At 47.7% G+C, this 24915-nt stretch carries 16 protein-coding genes; 13 read left to right on the forward strand and 3 right to left on the reverse strand.

Features of this window, described 5'->3' with window-relative positions; all coding sequences use genetic code 11:
* Position 1: 1 nt before the first annotated feature.
* From NDI48_23540 to NDI48_23550, 3 genes are all read left to right on the forward strand, one after another.
* On the forward strand, positions 2-295 hold the full coding sequence (locus NDI48_23540; protein ID MEP0834142.1) for a DUF2103 domain-containing protein: 294 nt from the start codon (positions 2-4) through the stop codon (positions 293-295).
* Between the two features lie 98 nt (positions 296-393).
* Positions 394-822, forward strand: coding sequence for a hypothetical protein (locus tag NDI48_23545; GenBank protein MEP0834143.1), 429 nt, complete (start codon positions 394-396; stop codon positions 820-822).
* A 223-nt stretch (positions 823-1045) separates the two neighbouring features.
* The gene (locus NDI48_23550) at positions 1046-1660 is read left to right on the forward strand and encodes a hypothetical protein (GenBank protein ID MEP0834144.1); all 615 of its coding nucleotides are present in this window, start codon (positions 1046-1048) and stop codon (positions 1658-1660) included.
* A gap of 109 nt (positions 1661-1769) precedes the next feature.
* Here the strand turns inward: NDI48_23550 and NDI48_23555 are convergent, their stop codons facing one another.
* Positions 1770-2249, reverse strand: coding sequence for a molybdenum cofactor biosynthesis protein MoaE (locus NDI48_23555; protein MEP0834145.1), 480 nt, complete (start codon positions 2247-2249; stop codon positions 1770-1772).
* A 169-nt stretch (positions 2250-2418) separates the two neighbouring features.
* Here NDI48_23555 and NDI48_23560 point away from each other — a divergent pair, with 169 nt between their 5' ends.
* The 8 genes from NDI48_23560 to NDI48_23595 all read left to right on the forward strand — a co-directional run bounded on the left by NDI48_23560 (position 2419) and on the right by NDI48_23595 (position 20550).
* Complete coding sequence (locus NDI48_23560) at positions 2419-5817, forward strand: PAS domain S-box protein (GenBank protein MEP0834146.1); 3399 nt, start codon at positions 2419-2421, stop codon at positions 5815-5817.
* The gene (locus tag NDI48_23565; protein MEP0834147.1) at positions 5814-6275 is read left to right on the forward strand and encodes a response regulator; all 462 of its coding nucleotides are present in this window, start codon (positions 5814-5816) and stop codon (positions 6273-6275) included. The genes NDI48_23560 and NDI48_23565 overlap by 4 nt, the downstream gene beginning before the upstream one ends.
* 41 nt (positions 6276-6316) lie before the next feature.
* On the forward strand, positions 6317-7117 hold the full coding sequence (locus NDI48_23570) for an alpha/beta hydrolase (GenBank protein ID MEP0834148.1): 801 nt from the start codon (positions 6317-6319) through the stop codon (positions 7115-7117).
* Between the two features lie 13 nt (positions 7118-7130).
* Positions 7131-10604, forward strand: a complete 3474-nt coding sequence (locus tag NDI48_23575) for a response regulator (protein ID MEP0834149.1) — start codon at positions 7131-7133, stop codon at positions 10602-10604.
* Positions 10601-12682 carry a response regulator gene (locus NDI48_23580; protein ID MEP0834150.1) on the forward strand — a complete coding sequence of 694 codons (2082 nt, stop codon included), beginning with the start codon at positions 10601-10603 and terminating at the stop codon, positions 12680-12682. The genes NDI48_23575 and NDI48_23580 overlap by 4 nt, the downstream gene beginning before the upstream one ends.
* Positions 12683-12911: 229 nt before the next feature.
* A complete protein-coding gene (locus tag NDI48_23585) occupies positions 12912-14807 on the forward strand; it encodes a response regulator (protein ID MEP0834151.1) in 1896 nt (631 codons plus the stop codon).
* Between the two features lie 311 nt (positions 14808-15118).
* Complete coding sequence (locus NDI48_23590; protein ID MEP0834152.1) at positions 15119-19597, forward strand: hypothetical protein; 4479 nt, start codon at positions 15119-15121, stop codon at positions 19595-19597.
* Between the two features lie 245 nt (positions 19598-19842).
* On the forward strand, positions 19843-20550 hold the full coding sequence (locus NDI48_23595) for a hypothetical protein (GenBank protein ID MEP0834153.1): 708 nt from the start codon (positions 19843-19845) through the stop codon (positions 20548-20550).
* A gap of 122 nt (positions 20551-20672) precedes the next feature.
* Here NDI48_23595 and NDI48_23600 read toward each other — a convergent pair whose 3' ends face one another.
* Positions 20673-22082 carry a GTP-binding protein gene (locus NDI48_23600; GenBank protein ID MEP0834154.1) on the reverse strand — a complete coding sequence of 470 codons (1410 nt, stop codon included), beginning with the start codon at positions 22080-22082 and terminating at the stop codon, positions 20673-20675.
* Between the two features lie 404 nt (positions 22083-22486).
* Here NDI48_23600 and NDI48_23605 point away from each other — a divergent pair, with 404 nt between their 5' ends.
* Positions 22487-22720, forward strand: coding sequence for a hypothetical protein (locus NDI48_23605; GenBank protein MEP0834155.1), 234 nt, complete (start codon positions 22487-22489; stop codon positions 22718-22720).
* Between the two features lie 396 nt (positions 22721-23116).
* Positions 23117-23809, forward strand: coding sequence for an iron-containing redox enzyme family protein (locus tag NDI48_23610; protein MEP0834156.1), 693 nt, complete (start codon positions 23117-23119; stop codon positions 23807-23809).
* Between the two features lie 77 nt (positions 23810-23886).
* Here the strand turns inward: NDI48_23610 and NDI48_23615 are convergent.
* On the reverse strand, positions 23887-24915 hold a 1029-nt coding region (locus NDI48_23615; protein MEP0834157.1), incomplete at its 5' end, for a transposase.

Below are 24915 nucleotides of genomic sequence, written 5' to 3' on the forward strand. Positions count from 1 at the left end.
AATGAGCAATACCAACAACGGCAGGCTGGTTTGGAATCACTCAACTCACATTCCGGGTTTGATACCAGTTCTCGAACGTCTCACCAAATACACGGGAATTCAAACGATTACCCCTGCCGTTATTGGACGGGCTAAAAGTCATTGCCCTCGGATGCAATTAAAAGTATCGGTGCCGATTCGCGGGGGCTTTAAGATTATTGCTCGGTCTGGGAAAACCTATCAAGAGGTATTTATTATTACCCTTTTGAGTAAAGGTGAATTAGAAGAGGCGATCGCTCAAGTTTTGAAACGCTGAACGCAAGTTTCTCAGGGTTGAGAAGACGAGCTAATTTTATTGATTGTAGGGTGCCTTACCAGTACAACTCCATGCATCCTAAAACATTAATAATTGATATGAGTCAACTACAAACATCTTTTGTTGTGATCGCGAGTGCTGCAATTATGGTGGTTACTGCCATCACTGGCAAATCAATCAACACTCAAGCGGATGCCAGCCAAATCCAGCCGCCTGCTTCTCAAAAGGTTTCTCAAGCCCAACGTAAGATCAATGAAAAGAGCGCACTTGATGCTGTCTGGCGGTTGCGGCAAGTCCAACAAAAAGTTCAGACGATTAATCGCTTATCGAATGGAAAGGCACGCGCCAGGTTGAGAGTTGATCGTTCCCCTACAACTGCTGAACCTTATTATGTCATTCAATTATTTGAAGAGCGTCCCGATCACATCACAACTCTTGACTGGTTTCATGTTTCCACGCAAGGTGCAGTTACCGTTTTAGATGCCATTACAGGCGAGTATATTTCACCGGCAAAATGGAAGCCTTAAAGAGTATCTGCTAGTCCTGTGCCCACTGGTGCTAACGATCAGGTTTGCGATGAGTTCTGCCAGTGCTAGAGGCGATCGCATTTTACGCAGCACTGGATCGGCAGGATTCAGGTGCAGAAGAACCTTAAGGAAAAAGTGTATTCCAGTCCGAAAAACTGTCCTGGGAAACTGTGTCTTATTACAGTGGGCAATGCCTCCTGTGAGGTAAGGATTATTTAGATAGATGAGAAAGTTCACGTTAGCAGCACTGACACTCGGTACCACCGCAATAATGCAGTTGACGCTAGGAGCGATCGCAAGCTTAGCAGAACCCCTTCCTGTCGTTCGCGGTGTCAAAATTGGCAAGATTCAGTACCGAAACTCAGAGACTGCCAAAGATGCAAAACTAGAACAAGCGATCCTGCGAGAGCTACAGGGCTACAGTCCGAGCAGTCCCGATCAGTATGTGCGCTACTACTACAATCGGGCTGACCTCAATGACGATGGTAAGCGTGAAGTAGTGGTTTATCTAGTTGGCTCTTATGGATGTGGCTCTGGCGGCTGCACAACCCTGATTTTCACGCCAACACGTCAGGGCTATCGCTTGCTCTCCGAGCATACGGTGGTCAACGCTCCGATTGTAGTAACACCTCAGAAAACCGCAGGCTGGAAAGACCTAGTCACCCTAGTCAGCGGAGGTGGCGCAACCACGCAGTATACCCGCACCCGGTTTAATGGTCGCAGTTATCCAGGCAATCCCTCAGTACAGCCAGCAGTCCCGGCTAATACCACTCTTCAGGGTCAAGCGTTGGTCGCTGATTCCTTTTCTAGCCCAGGCATAGTGCTTCGTCCTCGTTAATCGAAGAGTCTCCTTGCAGTAGGGTGGGCATGACCTACCCTACTTGGAAATGCAAAAACACTTGAACTATCGGTATTGTTCTACTTCCCAAGGGAGTAAGTACTGAACACTAGCATGGAGTCTCAACCTGTTCGCAAGCCCCAATACTCACCCAGCTAGTGGAACCATCCGCCCAGTGTTCTTTTTTCCAGATGGGGGCGTTGTGTTTCAAAGTATCGATCGCATACTTGCAAGCGGCAAACGCTTCTGAGCGATGGGGACAGCCTACCGCAACGATGACACTAATCTCGCCAATTTGTAACCGCCCCGTGCGATGGTGAATCACCACGCGATTGACATCTGTCCACCTGTTGCGGATATCATCTGCGATCACCTCGAACACTCGCACCGCCATCGGTTCATAAGCCTGATATTCTAGGGCGACGACGGGCTTTCCATCGGTTTGATTGCGAACCGTACCACTCATCACTACAACTGCCCCATTGGCTGGATCATCGGCGAGTGCATAGATTTCTGCCACGGATAATGGTGCAAAAGTAATAGAAAAACTATCTTGAGTATGTTGTTGAGTGGGAGAGACAACAGACATGGTTAATCCTAAATTTCTTAATTGTTTTTCACTCACTCTTGGTATACTTCATCCTGCTCGTGTTGACTTGCTGAGGGCTGAAATATACTGAAGAGTACCAGGGTTTAAATATGACATTTAAAATCATACCTATTACAGTTTCTCAACTCAGGAAATATGTTTCAACCGAATGAAAGCCCCCCTGCCTGCTCATGAAATAGCAAGACTTGAGGTTCTTGGTCAGTACAACATTCTCGACACGGCTCCTGAAGAGGCATTCGATGATTTCACCCGTTTAGCCGTGCAAATTTGTGAAACGCCAATTGCTCTGATTACGCTGGTTGATCATCATCGTCAATGGGTTAAATCAAAAATTGGTTGGACAATCCCGGAAACAAGCCGTGACAATTCCTTTTGCGCCCATACAATCCTAGGAAATGAAATCTTGGTTGTCCAAGATGCTTGGACTGACGAACGATTTGTCACGAACCCTTTAGTCACCGCTGAGCCTCACATTCGGTTTTATGCAGGCGCACCTCTTATGACGGCTAGTGGCTATGCACTGGGTACACTTTGCGTCATTGACTACGTGCCACGAGAACTGAGTCCCCAGCAGTTAAGAGCCTTACAAAGTTTAAGCCGCCAAGTGATGGCGCAACTGGAACTCAGACGCACCGTAGTCGAATTGGCGCAGACTCAGCAACAGAGCCAGCAACTTCAAAAGTTGACTCGTGACATTACGGAGTATCAGCAAGCACAAGAAGAACGCAATGCCTTACAGACAGCTTTGCAAGGATTTTTCAACCTATCTCTTGATTTACTCTGTATAGCCGGTCTGGATGGCTATTTCAAACACTTAAACCCAGCCTGTGAAAAAACGCTGGGATTCAGTTGTCAAGAAATTCAAAGCCAACCGTTCCTAAATTTTGTTCATCCGGACGACAAAGCCGCAACCCTTGCCGAAGTGCAGAAGCTGGCGACCGGTGCGCCCACCATCTACTTGGAGAATCGCTATCGCTGTAAAGATGGTTCGTACAAGTGGCTCGCTTGGACGGCATTTCCCCATGTTCAAGACGGTTTCATCTATTGTGTAGGCCGCGACATTACCCAACTCAAGCAAGCTGAGCAAGAGCGGCTTCAACTTTTGTACAGGGAGCAGGCAGCACATAACCAGATTACAAAAATTCTAGAGAGTATCACCGATGCCTTTTTTGCTTTAGATCGTGAGTGGCGATTTACCTATGTCAATCAGCAAGCCGAACGTCTGTTACAAAGAAAGCGCTCAGAACTTTTGGGACAATGCATCTGGGATAAGTTTCCGGAAGCTGTCACGTCCCTGTTTTATCAGGAGTATCACCGATCCGTAATAGAAGAAGTTAGCGTTGAATTTGAAGCCTTTTATCCTCCCCTCAAAACTTGGTTCTCTGTCCATGCCTACCCTGGAAAGCAAGGATTATCGGTTTATTTTGAGGATATCAACGAGCGGAAACACGCAGAGGAAGCACTACGGAGTTCCGAGGAACGCTATCGGCTGCTATTTGAAAACAATCCTCACCCGATGTGGGTGAATGACCTGGAAACTTTAGCGATTTTAGCCGTAAATGAAGCGGCAATTCAGCACTACGGGTACTCGCGAGAGGAGTTTCTCGCCATGACGAGCGCGGATATTGGCCCTGCCGTCAACATTCCGGCTTTAGCGGATATGGCTAAAGTTACTCCTGGACTCAACCAAAAAGGGGTCTGGAGACATCGCAAGAAAGATGGCTCGTTGATTGAGGTTGAAATTACCGCCTACAGGCTCACTTTCGTCGGCAGACAAGCTCAACTTGTTTTAGCTAACGATGTCACGGAACGCAGGCGAGCCGAGAAGGCGCTGATCGAAACGACTCAGTTTCAGCGTGCGATATTAGACAGTGCCAATTACGCGATTATTTCCACTACCCCCGATGGCATCATTCGCACCTTTAACGCGGCGGCTCAGCGTTTGTTGGGTTATACCGCAGAAGAAGTGGTGGGTAAACTTACGCCTCTTGTCATCCACGATTATTCAGAAGTGGTGCAACGGGCGCAAGAATTAACTGAGGAACTGGGATTTCCCCATGAACCGGGATTTGAATCCTTTGTCGCCAAAACTCGCTTGGGGAAAATCGATGAGCGCGAATGGACTTACATCCGTAAAGATGGTTCGCGCTTTCCCGTATTGGTTTCCATCACGGCTGTTCGGGATTTAGAGGGCAACATTACCGGATTTTTGGCAATTGGTCATGACATCACGGAACGTCAACAGGCGGAAGAGGAGTTACAGCGTCAGCATCGGCGATCGCAACTGTTTACCGAAATTACGCTGAAGATTCGGCAATCCTTACAGCTTGAAGACATCCTGCAAACCACTGTCACAGAGGTGCAAAAAATTCTTCAGGTTGATCGGGTGTTAATTTATCGTGTGTGGCCTAATGGTACGGGGTGTACGGTAACAGAGGCGGTTCAGCCTGGATGGCCTGCAATTCTCGGCATCTCCTTTGCTGAAGAAGTCTTTCCTTTAAAGTACCAGGAACTTTATCGACAGGGGCAGATTCGTGCGATCGCGGATGTAGAACAAGCCTATGCAGAAATGACGCCTTGCTTGTTGGAATTTCTCGAACCTTGGGGAGTTAAGGCTAAGTTAGTCGTGCCAATTTTGCTCTCCGGACAACTCTGGGGTCTGCTGATTGCCCATCATTGTACCCGTCCCAGACCGTGGACGAGTTTTGAAACGGAACTGTTGCAACAGTTATCCGAGCAAATTGGCCTCGCTTTGGCTCAAGCCCAACTCTTGGAACGAGAAACTCGCCAGCGATTAGAACTTGCACGCTCCAATGCAGAACTGCAAGAATTTGCCTATGTTGCCTCCCACGACCTGCAAGAACCGTTACGCAAAATTCAGGCATTTGGCGATCGGCTTAAGGTCAAGTATAGTGAGGTGTTAACCGAGCAAGGGCGCGATTACCTGAAACGGATGCAAAATGCTGCCGAACGGATGCAAGCTTTGATCAACGACTTGCTAACTCTTTCGCGCGTAACAACCAGGGCGCAGCCTTTTGTGACAATGAAGCTAACGCAGGTGGTACAAGAAGTTTTATCGGATTTAGAAGTCAGCATTCAGCAGGCGGCTGGACGAATTGAGGTCGGCGAACTCCCCATCCTAGAAGCTGATCCCATCCAAATGCGTCAGTTGCTGCAAAACCTGATCGGCAATGCCCTAAAATTTTACCGAAAAGAGGAACCCCCCGTTATTAAAATTTATAGCCGACAGCTAACCGATGGGGAACAACCACCCACTCCGGGGATTAACAAAATGGAACGTTGTCAAATCTTGATTGAAGACAACGGCATTGGATTTGATGAAAAGTATCTTGACCGAATTTTCAACGCTTTCCAACGCCTGCACGGTCGCAGCGAATACGAAGGCACTGGAATGGGTTTAGCAATCTGTCGTAAGATTGTCGAACGCCATGATGGCAGTATTACGGCTCAAAGCTTACCCAGCCGTGGATCGACCTTTATCATAACACTACCCCTCCAACAACGTCAAGGAGATAGGGCAAAGTGAGAGGACGGCGACACCCTGTGACGATTTTGATGGCAGATGACGATCCAGATGATTGCATGTTAGCCCAAGAAGCCCTGGCTGAAAGCCGCTTAGCCAATGATTTGCACATCGTCAGTGATGGCGAAGAACTGATGGATTATCTTTACCAACGTGGCAAATATTCAGTTCCGGGCAGTGCGCCGCGTCCAAGCCTCATCCTGCTAGACCTGAACATGCCGAAAAAAGATGGGCGTGAGGTACTCAACGAGCTGAAATCAGACCCGCATTTGCGACAAATTCCCGTTTTAGTACTGACCACCTCGCAGGCGGAAGAAGATATTCTTCGTAGTTATTATCTGGGCGCAAACTCTTACATCACCAAGCCTGTGACTTTTAGCTCCTTAATCGAAGTCATGCAGACCTTAAGTAAATACTGGTTTGAAATTGTTGAACTGCCCTCCCAAGAGGGTGGAGACTGATAGGAGGCGGGTAATCGGGAATCGGGAATCGAGAATCGGTAATGGGAACTAGCATCCTTGAACGGAATAATGTAAAAATACTCGGTAATGGTAGTAAAACCATGATCTTTGCCCACGGCTTTGGCTCCGACCAAACCGCTTGGCGGCATCAGGTCGCCGCATTTGCGTCTAATTATCGCATTGTCCTATTCGATCATGTTGGAGCAGGGAAGTCAGATTTTTCGGCCTATAGTCCCCGCCGCTACAGTAGCCTCTACAGCTATTCTGAGGATTTGCTGGATTTGTGCGCCGAATTAAAGTTGACCCAGTGCATTCTGGTGGGTCACTCGGTGAGCGGCATGGTGAGTCTGCTTGCAGCCTTGGTTGAACCCCAGCGCTTCAGCCAACTGATCTTTATTAGTGCGTCTCCCCGTTATCTCAACGATGAGGGGTATTTCGGTGGCTTTGAGCAGTCTGACCTGGATGCCCTGTATGCTGCGATGTCATCCAATTACTATGCTTGGGTGAGTGGTTTTGCGCCCATCGCCATGGGCAACCCCGAAAAACCCGAACTAGCGCTAGAGTTTGCCAATACCCTGGCAGCAATCCGCCCCGATATCGCGCAAGCGGTCGCGCGCGTGATCTTCCAATCTGATCACCGAGCGGAGTTGCCGCGACTCACATTACCCACAACCATTCTACAAGCGAGTGATGACATCGCGGTACCACTTGAGGTCGGTCAGTATATGGCTAATCAGATTGCGGACAGTCAACTGATTCCCATCAAGGCACGGGGGCATTTACCGCATATCAGCGCACCCGATGTGGTCACCCATGCGATCGCTTCATGTCTTGCCGCTTAATCGGAAATCCTTTATGTCATGGTTACAGCTTCGTCCTCCTGACGGGCTACCTACATTTCGACCGATCCTATTCGGACTAACCTTCGTCCTAAGCGCCTGGGCGTGCCTCGATGGATGGGCACCGATGCAGATTTTAACCTTGCTGGGTTTGCTCGGTTTTACCTTGTTGCCCTTACGCTTTATGCAAGTAATACCCTTAGCGGGGCTATGTACCCTGCTGGTGGGACTGTTGCATGGGGATGGAGTGAATGCAGTACGCCCATCCCTGGAATTCGGGATTGCGGCTGGGCTGGGCATGGGGCTACGCCAGTTTTTCCTGGGATTGGAGTGGCGCTTAGCCTCTCAATGGGTACTCACGACCCTCACCCATCCCGACACCACAGATACCTCCAATACCCTGATTAGTCAAGCCGTCGCCCTCCTACGTGACATTGTCTGTGCCGACGCCGCGATCGCTCTGCGCCGACTCGATGAGGTAACCGCTGAAGCCTTGGTCTGTCTGCCCCCCAATGCTCTTCCCGATCCACTGACGACACCCACACTTTTTGAAGAAGCCACGCGGGAAAACCGTTGTCTCTACTATTCCAATTACTCCGCAACTCCGGGGGCTTCCCATGTTCTGCTCGCCCAAGGCATCCAGTCTCTTGCAGTCGTGCCCCTCACCTTATCCGATGGGAGAGAGGGTGCAATTCTGCTGCTGTGGAAGCGCCCGACGGATTTTCCCTCCCACCTGCAAGACTTTATCGAATCCTTACAGGGTGAGTTACGCACCCTGCTGAGCTTTAGTGATACCACCTTACGGCTGGACAAATTACGCGCACGCTTCAGGGCCATGTTACAAACAATTCATCAAGGCGTGGTGTTCATTGATGAAAGTGGGGAACAAGGCTGGCTCAATCAGGCCGCCGCCGAGCAATTGGAGCTGTCCCCAGGAGCTGTAGAACCCCCGATGCTCGCTCAGGCGATGGCCATGTTACGTACCCGTGCGGATAATCAGACTGAAATTGTGGCACAAGCCGCACAATTTTTTTCCCAGCCTCAGGCCGAGATTCGTAACTGGAACTGGATTTTCACTCAGCCAGAACCTAAAGTGCTGAGTATCTCTAGTGCTCCCACCCGTATACGCGATGTACCCGGTCGTCTCTGGATATTAGACGATATTACCGAACCGTATTTGGCCCAATTGGATCTCGTGGCTAGCACCCAAAAATTATCTCAGACGAATCAAGAACTGGAAAAGGCCAAGGCCAAGTCTGAAGAAGCTACTCGCATCAAGAGTCAATTCCTGGCTAATATGAGCCATGAAATTCGCACTCCCATGAATGCGATCATCGGCATGACGGGTCTGCTTTTGACCACAGAATTAACACCCCAGCAGCAAGATTTTGTCACAACCGCTCAGAGCAGTAGTGAGGCTTTACTTGCCCTGATTAATGATATTCTTGACCTCTCAAAAATTGAGTCCGGCAGCGTCGAACTGGAAAAACAGGCGTTTAATTTGCAAAGTTGCATTGAAGAATCCCTCGATATCTTAGCGCTTAAGGCCGCAGAAAAAGGCATCGAATTGGCTTACTGGATGCATCCTCAAACGCCCCGTCTCATTGTGGGAGATGTCACTCGTTTACGCCAAATTTTAGTGAATTTAGTCAGTAATGCCGTTAAGTTCACGGAGACAGGAGAAGTGGTGGTTTCAGTGACAGCCAGAGAGTTGGAGGGTGAAACGTTATTAGAGCAACAGGATGAAGCGCAGGTGGAAGGTTCCACCCCATCTTCTCATCGGCAACCTGCAACCAGGTTCGAGATCCAATTTGCTGTTAGAGATACAGGCATTGGCATTCCCCCCGATCGCATCGACCGATTGTTCAAATCCTTCAGTCAAGTGGATGCTTCCACCACCCGTAAATATGGGGGAACCGGATTGGGACTAGCGATTGGCAAACAGTTGAGCGAAATGATGGGCGGTCGGATTTGGGTTGAGAGCCAAGTAGAGCGCGGTTCCACATTTTATTTCACCCTGGTGGCGGCGGCGGCTCCCGATTTATCCCCTAAGAATTGTGACAACGTTCAGCTTCAATTACAGGGTAAGCGCCTGCTGATTGTGGATGATAACGAGACTTATCGGCAAATTTTAACCCAGCAACTCCAGTCTTGGGGAATGCTCACTTATGCGGCGGCATCGGCAACGGAAGCGATCGACTGGCTCAATCAAGGGCAACCTCTGGATATGGCACTTCTAGATATGCAGATGCCCGAAATGGATGGTCTGACGCTGGCGACGAAAATCCGCAGCAATCCTCATTATCAAACATTACCCCTTGTCCTGTTGACCTCGATCAACGGGTTAGAAAGGGCTAGACAGACCCCTGCACCTGTAGATTTAGCCGCTTTTCTGACAAAGCCCATTAAACAGTCCCAGCTTTACCCCGTCTTGAATCAGATTTTAGCTGGGTCGTCCATCTCGGTGAATCCTCCCCCCGCGCCTCTTCCGCAGAACCCTGTGCAACTCGCCGCACAGTTGCCCTTGCGGATTTTGTTAGCGGAGGACAATGGCGTGAATCAAAAGGTTGCCTTGCATCTGTTGAAACGGCTCGGCTATCAAGCAGATGTAGTGAGTAATGGCTTAGAAGTACTCGATGCTGTAAAACGCCAGTTCTATGACGTGGTGCTGATGGATGTACAAATGCCGCTGATGGATGGATTAACCGCCGCAAGGTGTATTTGTCAAGAGGCGCTTGGGGATGGGGAATTAGGGGAGGTCAGTGAGAAGGCCAAAAACTCAGATAGGAACAAACAATCTAACACTCCACCCTCTAACCTCCAACCTCCAAGAGCTAACAAGCGCCCTCGGATTATTGCCATGACGGCAAATGCTATGCAAGGGGATCGGGAGGAGTGCCTGAATGCAGGTATGGATGACTACCTCTGCAAACCCATAAGCCTTAAAGATTTAATCCGGGTGTTGAGCCAGTGTCAACCCCTGAGAGAGAGAGAAATGGAGAGTTGGGGGTTAAGTGAGAGTGGCGTGGGACGTACTCTAAAAGGGAACCCAAAGACAACCCTGGAGAGAGATGGGGAGATGGGGGAATTCTCGCCAGTCAAACCCACGCACCTCAATCCACCTACACCCTCTGAGCCGATTGAAGCCAAAGTGCTGCAATCATTTCGGGAAATGGCGGGTGACATGGCTGATTTGGTCTTGGTAGAGATGATTGATTGCTATCTCGAAGAAGCGCCAAAACTCCTAAGTGCGATCGCCCAAGCGATTGCCCAAAACGATGCCGTACAGTTGCGATCGAGCGCACATAATCTCAAAGCCAGCAGTGCAACTCTAGGTGCTATCACCCTCTCGAATATATGCCGCAAGTTAGAAGTTATGAGTCGGATTGGCAATACTGAGTATGGGGTAGATAAGTTGCCACAGCTAGAAGCTGAGTATGAAAGAGTCAAGGTAGCTTTGCAATTAGAACGCCAAAACGCTCAAACATGAACATCACCCCCCCAGAGAAAGATGATCCGTTAATCCTCGTGATTGAGGACGACAAGTTCATGCGGATTCAGTTACAGCGAGCGATGGAACAAGTCGGCTATCGGGTAGCAGAAGCGTGTGATGGCGAGGAAGGGTTAGCGGCCTACAAGCGCCTACAGCCCGATATTGTGCTTTTGGACGCTCTCATGCCAGTGATGGATGGCTTTACCTGTTGTACTCAAATGCGATCGCTTCCGGGTGGCGATCGCATCCCCGTATTAATGATCACGGCTCTTGAAGACCGAGAATCGGTGGATCGAGCCTTTGAGGCCGGGGCACTGGATTACATTACCAAGCCGATTCACTGGGCGGTTCTGCGCCAACGAGTGCGCCGTCTGCTTCTTTCGAGTCGTGCGGTAGAGGAACTACGCCAGCAGACGGAACGGGCACAACGGAGCGAGGAGCGACTCCGGTTAGCTCTAGAGGCGGCTCAGATGAGGACTTGGGATTGGGATCTCCAACTCGACGAAGTGATTCACTCTGAGACGACGGAAGCCATTCATGGGCTTGCCCCAGGTTCCTTTGAGGGTACGTTTAAAAGCTTCCTCAAAAGTCTTCATCCGGATGATCGGGAAGGAGTCACTCAAGCACTAAGGTCTACCTTGGTGGAGGGAGCCGACTATAATATTGAGTTCCGCGTGATTTGGCCTGACGGTAGTATCCACTGGGTCGCGAGTAAAGGTCAAGTTTATTACGACAAACGGGGTCAGCCTATGCGGATGACCGGAATTAATATGGATATTACCGACCGCAAGCAAGCCCAAGAAGAATTACAGCGACAGAACGTGCGATCGCAATTGTTTGCTGAAGTGACGCTCAAGATTCGCCAGTCTTTGCATATTGAGGACATTCTCCAAACCGCTGTCAACGAAGTGCAACGGATTCTCGCGAGCGATCGCGTCTTGATCTTTCAATTGGGATCGGATGGATTGGGCAAAATCGTTACAGAAGCGGTGGCTCCTGGCTATTCTTCTGTTTTAGGCCACAAGGTTACGGATGGTTATTTAGCATCGGAGTACTTAAGTCAGTATCGTCAAGGCCGAGTTTACACGATTGATAACGTAGAAAAGGCGGATGTGCCACCTTGTTTCATGGAATTTATGCAAAATTTCGATATCAAGGCCAAGCTAGCTGTACCGATTCTGTTGAAGGAACAACTCTGGGGTTTACTGGTGGCTCATCAGTGTAACCGTCCCAGGCATTGGTCTAGTTTTGAAACCGATCTGCTCAAACAGCTAGCGGATCAAATTGGCATTGCCTTAGCTCAAGCTCAACTTTTAGAACAAGAAACCCATCAGCGTCAGGAACTGGCTCGTTCTAATACCGAGCTGGAAAACTTTGCCCGTGTCGCCTCCCACGACTTGCAAGAACCCTTACGGAAGATTCTCACCTTCGGCGAACGACTTCAAACCAAGTATGGTGAGGTGTTGACGGAGCAAGGATACGACTACCTAGAGCGGATGCACAAAGCCGCAGAACGGATGCAAACGTTAATCCATGATTTGCTCACGCTCTCGCGCATTACTACCCAGGCTCAACCCTTCGTTGCGGTGGATTTGGCTCAGATTGTGCAAGAGGTGTTATCCGATTTGGAAGTCTGCCTGGAGCAGACTCAGGGACAGGTAGAAGTCGGTGAGTTGCCAACCCTTAATTCTGATCCCTTACAGATGCGTCAACTGATGCAAAACTTAATTGGCAATGCTTTGAAATTCCACCGCAAGGGCGAACCGCCGAAAGTCAGGATTTATAGTCAACCGCTCAAGGGTGAAAACCAGCCAGCCTTAGGAGATGCGGCTAAGCCTACACATTGTCAAATCTGCGTCGAAGATAACGGTATTGGCTTTGATACCCAGTATCTGGAGCGCATCTTCCAAGCTTTCCATCGGCTGCACGGTCGTAACGATTATGAGGGCACTGGCATGGGTTTGGCGATCTGCCGTAAGATTGCTGAACGCCATAAAGGCAGCATCAGCGCCCACAGCACACAAGGGCAAGGGTCAACCTTTATCGTCACGCTGCCCCTGCAACAACGTCAATAGCACTTACACACAGGGCTGGTAAGTCGGGCAACGGTTTCTCACTTGTAATGGTAGGTGAGGCTTGGATGATTGAACAGCTAGCCAAAGGAGAAAAACCCATGGAATAAAAGAACTTCTCTACTCTGAGAGATTTCGATCCTTACATTTAGCTGCTTAATTAAGGTGAAGACCTTGAGCCAATGCTGTTGTGAGATTGTTGAACGACCATCTAAAGAGGCTAGGGACTGAGATGGACAACCACCCAGTCAGAGTTTTACTGGTTGATGATGACGAAGATGATTATATTTTGACCCGCGATTTACTCTCTGAAAGCCAGGGCACTCGCTTCCAGGTGGAATGGGCGAGTGATTGGGATTGTGCCTTAGACATGATGGGGGAAAATCAGCATGATATCTATCTGCTGGACTATCGTCTCGGCGAGCATAATGGACTGCAACTGTTGCAGCAAGCGGTTGCCCAAGGATGTAGAGCACCGATGATTTTACTCACCGGGCAAGGCGATCGCGAAATTGACATCGAAGCGATGAAAGCGGGAGCGGCAGATTACCTGGACAAAAGTCAGCTCAGAGCGCCACTGTTAGAGCGTTCTATCCGTTACGCGCTCGAGCGTAAGCGAGCTGAACGAAAAATTCGCGAACAGGCGGCTCTTTTGGATATTGCGACCGATGCCATTCTGGTGCAAAATCTGCAAAATCAAATCTTATTTTGGAATAAAGGTGCCCAGCGCATGTACGGCTGGAAGGCAGAGGAAGTAATGGGCCAAGATGCCCATCAGCTATTGTGTTCAGATGAAAATTGCCTTCGGCTCAAAGAGGTGCAAACCCTAGTGGCTCTCGAAGGTAACTGGTATGGGGAGTTGCAGCAAGTCACCCAGGATGGCTTTGCCATCATTGTCGAAAGTCGCTGGACATTGGTGCAAAATGAGCAGGAGCAGCCCACCTCAATCTTAATCGTCAATACGGATATCACCGAAAAGAAGCAACTCGAAGCTCAGTTTCTGCGTGCCCAACGCATGGAGAGTATTGGCACACTGGCGAGCGGTATCGCCCATGACTTGAACAACGTCCTCGCCCCGATTTTAATGTCGGTTCAGCTTTTGGCGCTCAAACTCCACGATGAGCAAGCTCGGCAGTGGCTGAAAATTTTAGAAGATAATGCCAGACGGGGAGCAGAATTAGTCAAGCAAGTGGTTTCCTTTGCACGAGGAGTTAAAGGCGATCGCACCCTGGTACAGGTCAGGCACATCATCTCAGAAATTAGACAGATTGCCAAAGAGACGTTTCCCAAATCCATTGAAGTGCATACCGATCTAGCACCGGATTTATGGACGGTTTCCGCAGATGCCACCCAACTGCATCAGGTACTGATGAATTTGTGTGTTAATGCTCGCGATGCCCTACCCGATGGCGGGACTTTGGGCATTTCCGCCCACAATTTGTTCCTAAACGAACAATCGGCTCGGATGAATATTGATGCGAAAGCGGGTTCTTATATTGTCATTACCATCTCGGATACAGGAACGGGCATCCCGCCGGAGATTTTGGATCGAATTTTTGAGCCGTTTTTCACCACCAAAGAAGTAGGTAAGGGGACAGGATTAGGTCTTTCTACCGTGATCGGCATTGTCAAAAGTCACGGGGGTTTTGTCAATGTATTGAGCAAACTGGGGCAAGGTACCAAATTTGAGGTGTATTTGCCCGCATTACAGGAAACACCTATACCCACCAGTGAAGACTCTGAAATGCCCAGAGGTCATGGCGAACTGATTCTCGTGGTTGATGATGAGGCCGCCATTCGCCAGATTACCCAAACCTCGCTGGAGACTTATTCCTACAAAGTACTGACGGCTAGCGATGGCATCGAGGCGCTGGCGGTGTATGCCCAGCACAAGGAAGACATTAACGTGGTTTTGATTGATATGATGATGCCCGTCATGGATGGCCCTACGACGATTCGTACTTTACGAAGAATGAACCCTCAAGGCAAGATTGTGGCGGTGACAGGACTCGTATCTGATGATAAGTTGGCACAGGCGCGTCACCTTGGTGTGCAAACCTTTTTGTATAAGCCATACACGACAAAGGAGTTACTGAAAACCCTGGATGCAGTTCTCCGAAGTCGCTAAGTGCAAGGAGGCTGAAGGCTGAAGGCAGGAGGCAGGAGGCTGAAGGCTGAAGGCTGAAGGCAGAAGACAGAAGGCAGAAAGCAGAAGGCAGAAGGCAGAAGGAAAGAAAGCTTTTTAACCTTTTTCAAATGCATATTATTTTCGCCACCCTGCAGTAAGTTCAAGTTGAAGTATAGTCAAGCAACTAACTGACAAAATTTTGCTAACTGTATCATCTTTAACCAAAAATCCCCGTACCAATTTCGGCGCTAGACGACAATAGGGATAGCGGTAATAGCTGTGTGTTTGGCAGAAACAGCGGAGACTCACCCATGTACGTCTATCGCACCTCTGGATGCAACGATAAGGCAGAACTCTATGGTCTTCAAGAGCGAATTGATGATCTGTGTGTGGAACTGGAAACTCAAAGAATTGATGAGGTACAGGCACGTTTTGAACGAGTCTATCCTTACTTAAAGCGCCGAATCCTCAACCGAAGACTCATTGCACGCATTCTGAGAGTGGGTGACGAGCAACTGTTATGCTTGCTCGATATCTTTAAACGGGGTGACAACGACTACGAACAGTTCCTCGAAGATCCGCGAGAGTATGGCAGAACGCACCTCGATCCTCAACTCAATCCGCAACACATCCGAGATTGGCTCACCCGTGAAAAAAATAAGCAGCATCCCGCTCAGAAACTCCCACAACTCCAGCCAGAACTGCGCCCTTGGTTAGAACCTCCGGGTTGGGAGATGGAAACGCTCACAGAAGACTGGCTGATTTACGAAAGTGAAGAATGGGTTACCCGGTTTAGACAACCCGTAATCCGAGACGCTTGGGAAACTTATTATCAACTGGTTACAGGAATTAGAAGCGGAACCCATCCTTGTGAAGGGTTTCCTGATCTGCTGAATGTCAAGTTGTGCACGTTGAACCAACATTATGTGCTTTATAGCGAGATGCAAACCACTGACACCTTTGTTGGGGGTGTCTTGTTTCTACTGGCACCTTTTAATCACCGACCATCCAGAGAAGAAATTATCCAAATCGGTCAGAAAACCGCCTTATTTGATGGCTCTACTACCAGCAACGTCTTGGCACGTCTCTTAAGTTTGCATGAGTTGACCCCCTTTGCTCAACGTTCCTATCCCTCCTATCTGCTTGCCGATGAGGGAAGTTGGCTAGCGATTGAGCGGGGAAAAGAGGCGAATCTGGCTCTTTCCGTAGAAGAAGAGCAGATTCTTCAGTCCGTTTCCAGTGCAGCACCCGGTCAAGGTTCGCTGCCCTTATTCATCAATGGACGAGCGGGTAGCGGTAAGTCTACCATGCTGCTTTATCTGTTTGCCGATTACTGCTACCGGAAGTATTACGACAAGCAAGGACATCGCCGCGAGCAGCCTCTGCCTGGGGAGCCTTTGTTTTTAACCTATAACGAGCGATTGCTGGAGGTGGCGCGGGATGCAGTAAGTACGCTGCTGTCCTCCCATTATCGCTTTGTCGCCGAGAGGAGTCCGGGGAACGAGAAAGATAACATCGATCACTGTTTCCAACCGTTCCAAAAATTTTTGTTTGACTTGTTACCGTCACAGGAAAAAGCGCAGTTTGACCCGGAAAAATATATTTCTTTCCATCGCTTCAAACAACTGTATCAGGGAAAAAGTCCCTGTGAATCGTTAGCCAAAGTCGTTCTCCACCTGCCTCAGGGGAGGCGCTATTCCCCAGAAACCTGCTGGCATGTTATCCGCAGTTTCATCAAAGGGTATGGTTTGGAAGAGTACATGACTCCCGAAGACTACCAGCAGGAAGTCCCCCGCAAGGAACACACGGTCTCTTTTGAGAAATTCCAAGGCATTTATGACACAATCTGGGAACGCTGGTATAAGCGCATCACCACTGAGCAAGGCTACTGGGATGACCAAGATTTAATTGCTAGAGTTCTCCAACTGAAGTGTTATCGTCCTGAGTATACGGCGATTTTCTGCGACGAAGCCCAAGACTTTACCCGCCTGGAACTTCAGCTAATTATGCGACTGTCGATGTTCTCCCAATATCATTTGGGATACCAGCCGCTTCAGAGTCTACCTTTTGCCTTTGCGGGAGACCCTTTTCAGACCTTAAACCCAACAGGATTCCATTGGTCTAGTGTACAAGCTATCTTTGATGCGGAAGTGATTACGGCACTAGACCCTGCGGAGCAGTTAAAACTTATGATTAATTTCCAAGAATTAGCTAATAATTACCGCTCTACTCCACCTATCGTGCAAGTTACCAACTTAATTCAGTTGTGGCGTCATGTTTTGTTTGACATCCCTGAACTCAAGCCTCAGACGGCATGGCAGCAGGGCAATTTCCCCGAACCGCAAAAGTTCATTTTGAACCGAAATATTAGTCCTGAAGCACTAGCTGACTATATCAGAGACACGATTATTATTGTGCCGTGCGAAGAAGGGGAAGAAGTGGCTTATGCCCAAGCCGATGAGGTACTCTCAGAAATTTTTCCCCAGTTTGATCGAGGGGAAGAGGGGGACACCATGACGCTGGTAGAAGTCCCCAATTCCAACACTCCTAAACCGCTGAAGAATGTCTTGAGTGCGAGCGCAGCGAAAGGATTGGAGTTTAAAAAGGTTATTCTCTACAAGTTTGGGGAAGATTGCAACCAAAACGTCTGGAATCTCAGTGGGAAAGGGATCGACCAACGAGTTAAGGTGGAATACTTTTTCAATAAGCTTTACGTGGCTGCATCAAGAGCAACCGAACATCTGTTTGTGGTGGATTCGGAAAAAGGCGATCGCCAGTTGTGGCAATACGCCAGTGATGAAGCCTTATTGCAAGCCATGCTCTATTACGCCAAAAGCAAAGAGCCTTGGGAAGAGAATGTGCGTACCCTCAGTACAGGTACTCCCAAAACCGTGCAGGAACTACGCGAAGATAACCCAGACGTGATCGCTGATGAGTTTGAGACAAAGGGATTAAACACACAAAACCCAGATTTACTTAGACGTGCCCGACAGTTCTACAACGATCTTGGCGGCACTGAAAAAGCCGACTTTTGTGAAGCTTGGGCGCTCAAATTTGAAGAGAGTTTTTTGGAGGCGGGGAACTACTTTTTCAGCTTAAACAAAAGCGAAGAAGCTTGGGATTGCTACTGGCAGGGGATGTGCTGGTCAGAGTTAGTCTCTTGGTACAAAATATACCCTGACAATCAGGCGATTGAGCGTTCTCTAGCCCTGTTTATGGTTGCCTATTCCAAGGATGTAGAGGCTCTTAGCACGTTTACTTCTTTAATTAGTAATAATGAGTCGTTGATAGCGGAAAATTTTAACCAACCGACGAACCTTCAACCGTCAATCATTCATAGTAAACAATGGAAAAAAGCGCTCGAAGAATATGTGAACCGCATTGAAGGCTTACTGAACGTTCCCAACATCCCAGCAACTCAATGGCAACAGTTTGGCGAGATATTACAAGCTTTAGAAACACACGGTTATAACCCTGTCTCTGAGCCTAACCCTCAACTCAATTCCCTAGTGGCTGAGTGTTTCTACCGTGCCGAAAACTATGAAGAAGCGGTGCGGATTTGGGAAGAATCTGGTGTCACCCCAAATCCTGAGTACCACCGTGCAAAAGCAAAACTTTTAGGTATTCCTGAAGGCTTAGAATATCTGGCGCAAGTTGGGGAACATGATAGTATCATCGCCGAATGGGAGAAGGCAGGAAAGCCACGTCTGCTCAACTGGCTCCCCTACGTTGCCACCGCGTTAGAAATCAACCAGCAATATCAACAAGCTTTTGTTGTCTATATTTGGCTGGATGAATTAACCAAGGTTAAAGAATGCTTTGAAAAGGCATGTCAGGGGGTACCTACAATCAAGTTATTTACTGTTTTATTGCAGTATTTTTATCGTAATAAGCGTTGGTTTGATGCTATTGAAGCCATTGAAAAATACTCACATAAAGTTATTGGCTCTAAGCGGCAAAAAGCAGATTTAAAATTTGATTTTGTCTATGAAATTGCCGTTTCAGAATTAACTCCCAATGACCTTATCAATGAGCAACGTCAGCTCTATGAAAAATTCCTCAAGGAACAAGTTTTATCAACCTCTGACTGGCAGCAATCTCTGTTGATGCAGCAAGTGGGAATTGCTCTAGAAAAAATTGGTTCACTAGTCGAAACCCTAGAATTTTACGAGCAATTTGTCTCTCAATCCAACCTCGAATTACGCCAGTTTGCCCAAGAGCGTTGGATGGCTATCAAGAAAAAACAGGAAGATTACGCCCAAACTCATGGGCAAATGGAGGAAGCGGCAAAAAATCACTCAGAATTGCTCAAAAAAGCGGTTAAATGGGCAATTTCTCCAGACTCAGTGCCGCTTGATCCCCCAGCCGCACCCAAACAGCGTCCAACCCCCCAAGTTTCTGTTTCTCAGTCTACGGCTACCTCCCCAGAACTATCCAAATCGTCAACGCCTACAAAATTTGTGATTAAAGGTTTGCCGAATGGAACCAAGATTGAGCAACTAGGGGATGGAGTCATTCGGTTTGGGGTTCGTCACCTGGTAATCAAGGTGATGAGACAGGGTAAACAAGTTTTAATTAAAGATGTGCTCAATAGTCGAGAAGTACGAGTGGATGGGGCACAATGTAAAGTCATTATTGGGGACGCAACCGTAGAAGTTGTGGGTGGGAATCAATTAGCATTTGCACTTTCCACAAGCGCCTACAGTGGTGGCTTGATCTGTGATGCTAAAAAGCCGCGACTGGAACTCGATATCCAAGGTTTGCCGAACAAAATCTCTATAGAGCTTTAGATATCTTGAGTTCAGGTTTGAAGGTCGATAGTTTATTCACTGTTGAATTTCCTTGGTTATTGTATAGGGGGAGTTGAATAAATTTGCAAATCCTTAAGGTTAGGCGTAGATTGATTCCCGCTCTTATCCTCTCATTCACACTTCCTCTCCTGTTAGTTTTTTATCTGTATAGCAGACCTCTCCCAGCTAGGGAAAGTTCTTGGGAAATAATAACAGGAAAGGAGAAAGTTACCCGTTTTGAATTTTTGTCTTGGTTTGACCAAGATGCAAGACTTTATACTCTTCCCGCTCAGAACAACGAATTTGTATTTAGTCCGTCTTCTCCCTTCTATGTTTTTCCGTGGTTTCCTCCAGGGAAAGAAGAAGGTAGATATGTTTGGAAATTAAATCTTAATCCCTTATCGATACAGCCAATTCTTCATGATAAGTTTATGGCGTTAAACCCCCAGCCTCCAGGGGAACTGCCAACTCCTATAGAGAAGATTTTACAGCAGCAACTTGACTATGAAATCCCCAAAAAGGCTCCTTCTTCAAAGATGATTATGGAGGTAACTAGATTTAATACTTCCAATAAAACTTATGAGGCAAAACTTTCGGTTTCAGATTTTAAAAGACTAACTCGGCGACGATTCGGTACTGTGTTTGTGAATAATGAGCCTAGAGGATGGCATACGGGAGTATATTATTCAGGAATTATGCGTTTTGAGATTTCATCCTTATCTGAACCAAACCAGCCTATTGTGGCTCTTAAAAAAGAGTTCAAAGATTGGGATTATCCTTTGAGAAGGAATGATAAAAAATTAGTTCAACCCTCCTTTATCGGCGCGATAGGTAAACTGTATTTTTTGCCAGATTCACAGCCCGTTTTCATGCTTTTCTCTAAGGTTTATAAAGGTGTTTATCAACCCCGTAAAGGTATTGATGATGCAGCCTTTAGTGTAATGGTTCCTTAAATATAGCCAGTTTAAATCAATTGTGAGATTGGCTTTTTTAAACAAACCACAGAGGCACAGAGGCCGCAGAGGAGAGAAAGGGAGGTTCTTATGAATCATTTAGGACTGCTATAGATTGATTCTTATTCGCCAACTTTATCCAATTGTTGCCCTAATTCCTGACGCAAGCGATAGAGAATAGTATCGGGTTCAACCTGATTGAGAATATCTTGAATGACTGTACTTGGCCCCATTGGCCCCCAACTGCAACCTTGTTCCAGATAAACTTGCGCCGCCTGACCCACTGCATAAGCGCCGTAACCTGCAATCCCCGCTTGTGCGATCGCACTTCCGGTATACGCTGTCACCCCTGATGCACTGTCAAACACACTAGTGACGGCAGAGGCACTTTTCCCCAACCCCAACACCATACTGCTACCCATTTCACCGAGTAGTAACCCACCGGAACTAACGACAATTTTCTTCCAGAGTTTACCGGCTTCGTAACTGGTCATGGGTAAACCATACAGCCGCGAAAGAGAACGAATTAGGGCTAAATCTGCGATCGCACCGCCTAAGACATCCACCACCCCAATGGGATTGAGCGCTACCGCCAGAGATTTATACTTACTAAAACGCCAGATTAACTCTTCCGCTTCGGCTTTGCGGAACTCAAGCGTTTTCTTCGCCATGTTCGCCTCTGCATTCCGCGCCTGAAACAGGGCATTAAGGGCCAGCAGCGATCGCCCCTCCCGGTTGAGTATCTTAAAAATCTTCTGCTTCAACTCATCAATCTGCGCTGGCGGCGTCTCCCATTCATAGGTGACGCGACCATCAGGCCACTCGACGCGCACTTCTAAAGGTGCGGGTTCTGCCGCAACCATCACAATCTCATCTTCGGTCAACGTCTTTTGCAGCCGACGGTCTTTGGGACTCCCCGTACCTAGTTGTTGCAGCTGGCGGTAAATTGCCTCCCGGTCTTGGTCGGGATAGAGGTCAATTTTGTTGAATACTAGGATGATCGGTTTTTGGTTTTGCCGCAATTCGCAAAGCGCCTGATACTCGGTGCGCGTAATGTCACCCGCCACCACAAACAAAATTAAATCCGCTTGCGAGGCCACCTCCCGCGCCATCTGCGCCCGTGACTCACCCTGAATTTCATCCAATCCGGGGGTATCAATTAACTCCACCTGCACTTTCCCCTCTGTGCCCGGTGTCCAGCGTACAGACCTAGGCCATTGGGTGACACCGTGCAAGGGGCCGGTTTGCAGAATCTTCTGTCCCAGCAAGGCATTAACGACGGCTGATTTTCCGCGACTGACCAAACCAAAGGCAGCAATGCGAATCACTCCCTGGTCTAGCTTGTCGAGAGAAGATTTTAAACTCTCGATTTCAGTTCGTAGCGCCGCTTGCAGTTCCACATCGGGGAGATTGTCACCGTGGCGGCGCAGGTTGGAATACCAGGAGAGGGCGTCGCGCAAACTGGTACGAGTGCGGTTGAAGAGTGTTTCTTGTGGCTGGTTTCGGGTTGGGGAGGTTTTGGAGTAACTCAAGGTTAGACCGGGAAAGACAGGCTACAACTCTATTTTCCTCGATCTGAGGTTTTGTAACATTCTCGGTAGATATACTCCGCAGGGTTATAATGTGTCTTTCTGAACGGAGCGATAGCGGAGTGTTAGCGAAACCGCTTATTTTTCTCTTATTAAATTCTATTTAGAACCCCGAAATTATCCTAGAAAAAGTTTGACTTACATAAAAACATTTTAATTAAAAAATTGAAACAATCTCTAGCTTTATTATCTGGCAAGAGTGAATAAAGATAAATTAAATATTAAAATTAAATGCAAAAATATGATTAAAAATGTAATTTTTTACAGCCGATATTCTAATTCCTGCATAAACTGTATCCGTCTCCGTGATAAAGCCATAGAGGCTTGCAGTAGAGGAATGACTTATCATGAGTCAGGTGAGAGTTAAGGTTCTGACGAACAATGATCTCGAAATTTTAGGAGAGATGAGAACCAGTCTATTTGATGATGGTTATTCTTGCCAGATTTCAGATTTACTCAATAATTCACGCACGTTTATTGAGCTGACGGATGTCGAAGTATACAGTCAGGGTCAACTCCTTACTCACATGGCATCTCTTTGCATCAATAAACCTGCGATCGCGTTTTTGGGTGAGGGATAACACTTTCGTGTCTTATCCGGATTGGCAGTGAAGAAGGGGTTATTCCCTTTCAACCCTACAAATCCTTATAACCACGTTATTTCACCGCCTCCAACCCGCCCAAAAGCTCATTCTCAATAAAGCTGTCAATAAGCCCCCATCTTCCCCTTAAGATACTTGGATTTCAGGTAAAGTAATTCCGGTGAGGTGCGTTCGGGTAGTAAGTTGGCTAGTGGGTTAAAGCTATGGGTTAGTTGCTCCTGACAGGCACAGTGAAATAATCGATCATCTACTGAAATTTACTGAGAATGGATTGTGTCCAACAAGCCTATCTCAGTAAATGCACCGTTACGCCTCAAGAGCAGACCCTCTTATAATCTCTCCAGTTGACTCACAATTTTAGGGATAACGAAACAAATGCAATGGCTGCTGGATTTAGCACAAGAGTACCGAAATAACCTCCGCTCTGGACTTTTTTACAAAGCTTTAGGTGGAGCTACCACGCCAGCCGACATTAGAGGATGGGTTCGTCAGTTATACTACCAATCACACAACTTCACCAGCTTGACGCTACCACTACGCCATGCCATGTGCCGGGAGCCTCAATTCAAAGCCTGCTTCGCTAAACATGCCATGGAAGAAGACAATCACTTTCAACAGTTAGTGGATTGGATGCGCCAACAGGAATTTCTCAAACCAGACGAGAGTCCTCTTACCGTGCCTGCCACCCAAGAAACACTAGCACTAAAGGCTTATTGCTTGCGCTCTATCTTGTGTGAATCCAATGCCCACCAAATCATCACGATGAATTTAATCTCAGAAGGAGTGTCTTATGACTTCTTCAGTGCTGTGATTCCCAAGCTTAAAGAACTAGGACTGCCAGTAGGACGCTATTGGCAAATCCACTCTGAGGTAGACCTGCATCATCTAGCGATGGGATTGGATCTGATCGAGCAGTGCGAGAAAGATTCAGCTAGAGGGATGGTTTATGCCCGAATTGCATGGGAAGTGGCGACTTTGTACGGTCAGATGCTCGACTCTTGGAGCGGACTCTCCTCACCCGGAAAGATTGAACCACCTGTTTTCGCGCCAGAACTGTCCAGATGTTGAGAATAACCTATTTGAGAAAATTCTGCATCGGTGAGCAACTTTTTCTAACTATGAACTACCTACGGACTCCGCATTCGCTACGTCCGAGGTTTCTGACGTTTCGCTTGACCTAGTTGCTGTAAGCTTCCCGTAGATTTGCGAGTTTTTACAGTAGAGCTAGAATCATCTACGTCTAAGAGGCTAGTTCCTAACCCCTTTACATAATTGATGCAGACCAATGCAGATGCTACATCTCTATCGGACGTGTATCCGCATTGTTCGCAGCAATGAATGCGTTCGCTCAGCTCTTTTTTCTTCTGAGCCAAGCATTGAGGACAGGTTTGAGAAGGTTTTACTTTCTGGGCTGGAACTTCTACGAAGAATCCACCAGCTTCCTCTACCTTGTACTTGATAGCACTGCGTAGCATCCCAAAACCTACATCAAGAATTGACCGATTTAGCCCGGTCTTTTGGCGTCTTCTTTTGTCTTTCTTAGCTTTGGCGGTCATGTTTTTGACCTTTAAGGTTTCGGTAGCAACCAAGCTATTAGCGCTAGTTATTTGTGCTGCTACTTGATGAACCCAGTCTTGACGCCGAGCTGCCACTTGATTCTGGAGTTTATAGACTTTCTTCCTTGCCTTTTTCCACCTGCGAGATGCTTTAGCTTTGCGCTTCTCCGGTTTACGTTTACGCCTCAGTTCCCTGGAAGCTTTCCTGATGTCTACTTGAGCCTTGGCTAAAAAACGAGGATTATCAATCTTGTCCCCATTATCGAAAGCAACAGCCGTTAGTGTGCCAATGTCAACTCCAACAGCTCCAGTTCCAGTTTGGCGTTGAATATCGCATTTAACAGTTATGGATGCGTACCATTTATTGTTTTTCCAAACGATGGTGCAAGTTGTGGGTGTTCCCCACGCCCTTGCTTGTCCACGCATTTGAATCTTGCCTAGCTTCGATATTTCTAGGTGCCCATTTCCTCCATTTGAATGTGTTTTCCATCCAGCAATTCCCGGATAACGGGACTTAAACAAAAATCGAGAAGCAATAAAGGTATAATCTAAGCATGGCATAGATTTCACGTTAAAGTTTGAGCGATGAAAGAGACAACTCCTGCCGCCATGCCCCCT

The sequence above is a fragment of the Microcoleus sp. AS-A8 genome (assembly GCA_039962225.1).
Lineage (GTDB): Bacteria > Cyanobacteriota > Cyanobacteriia > Cyanobacteriales > Coleofasciculaceae > Allocoleopsis.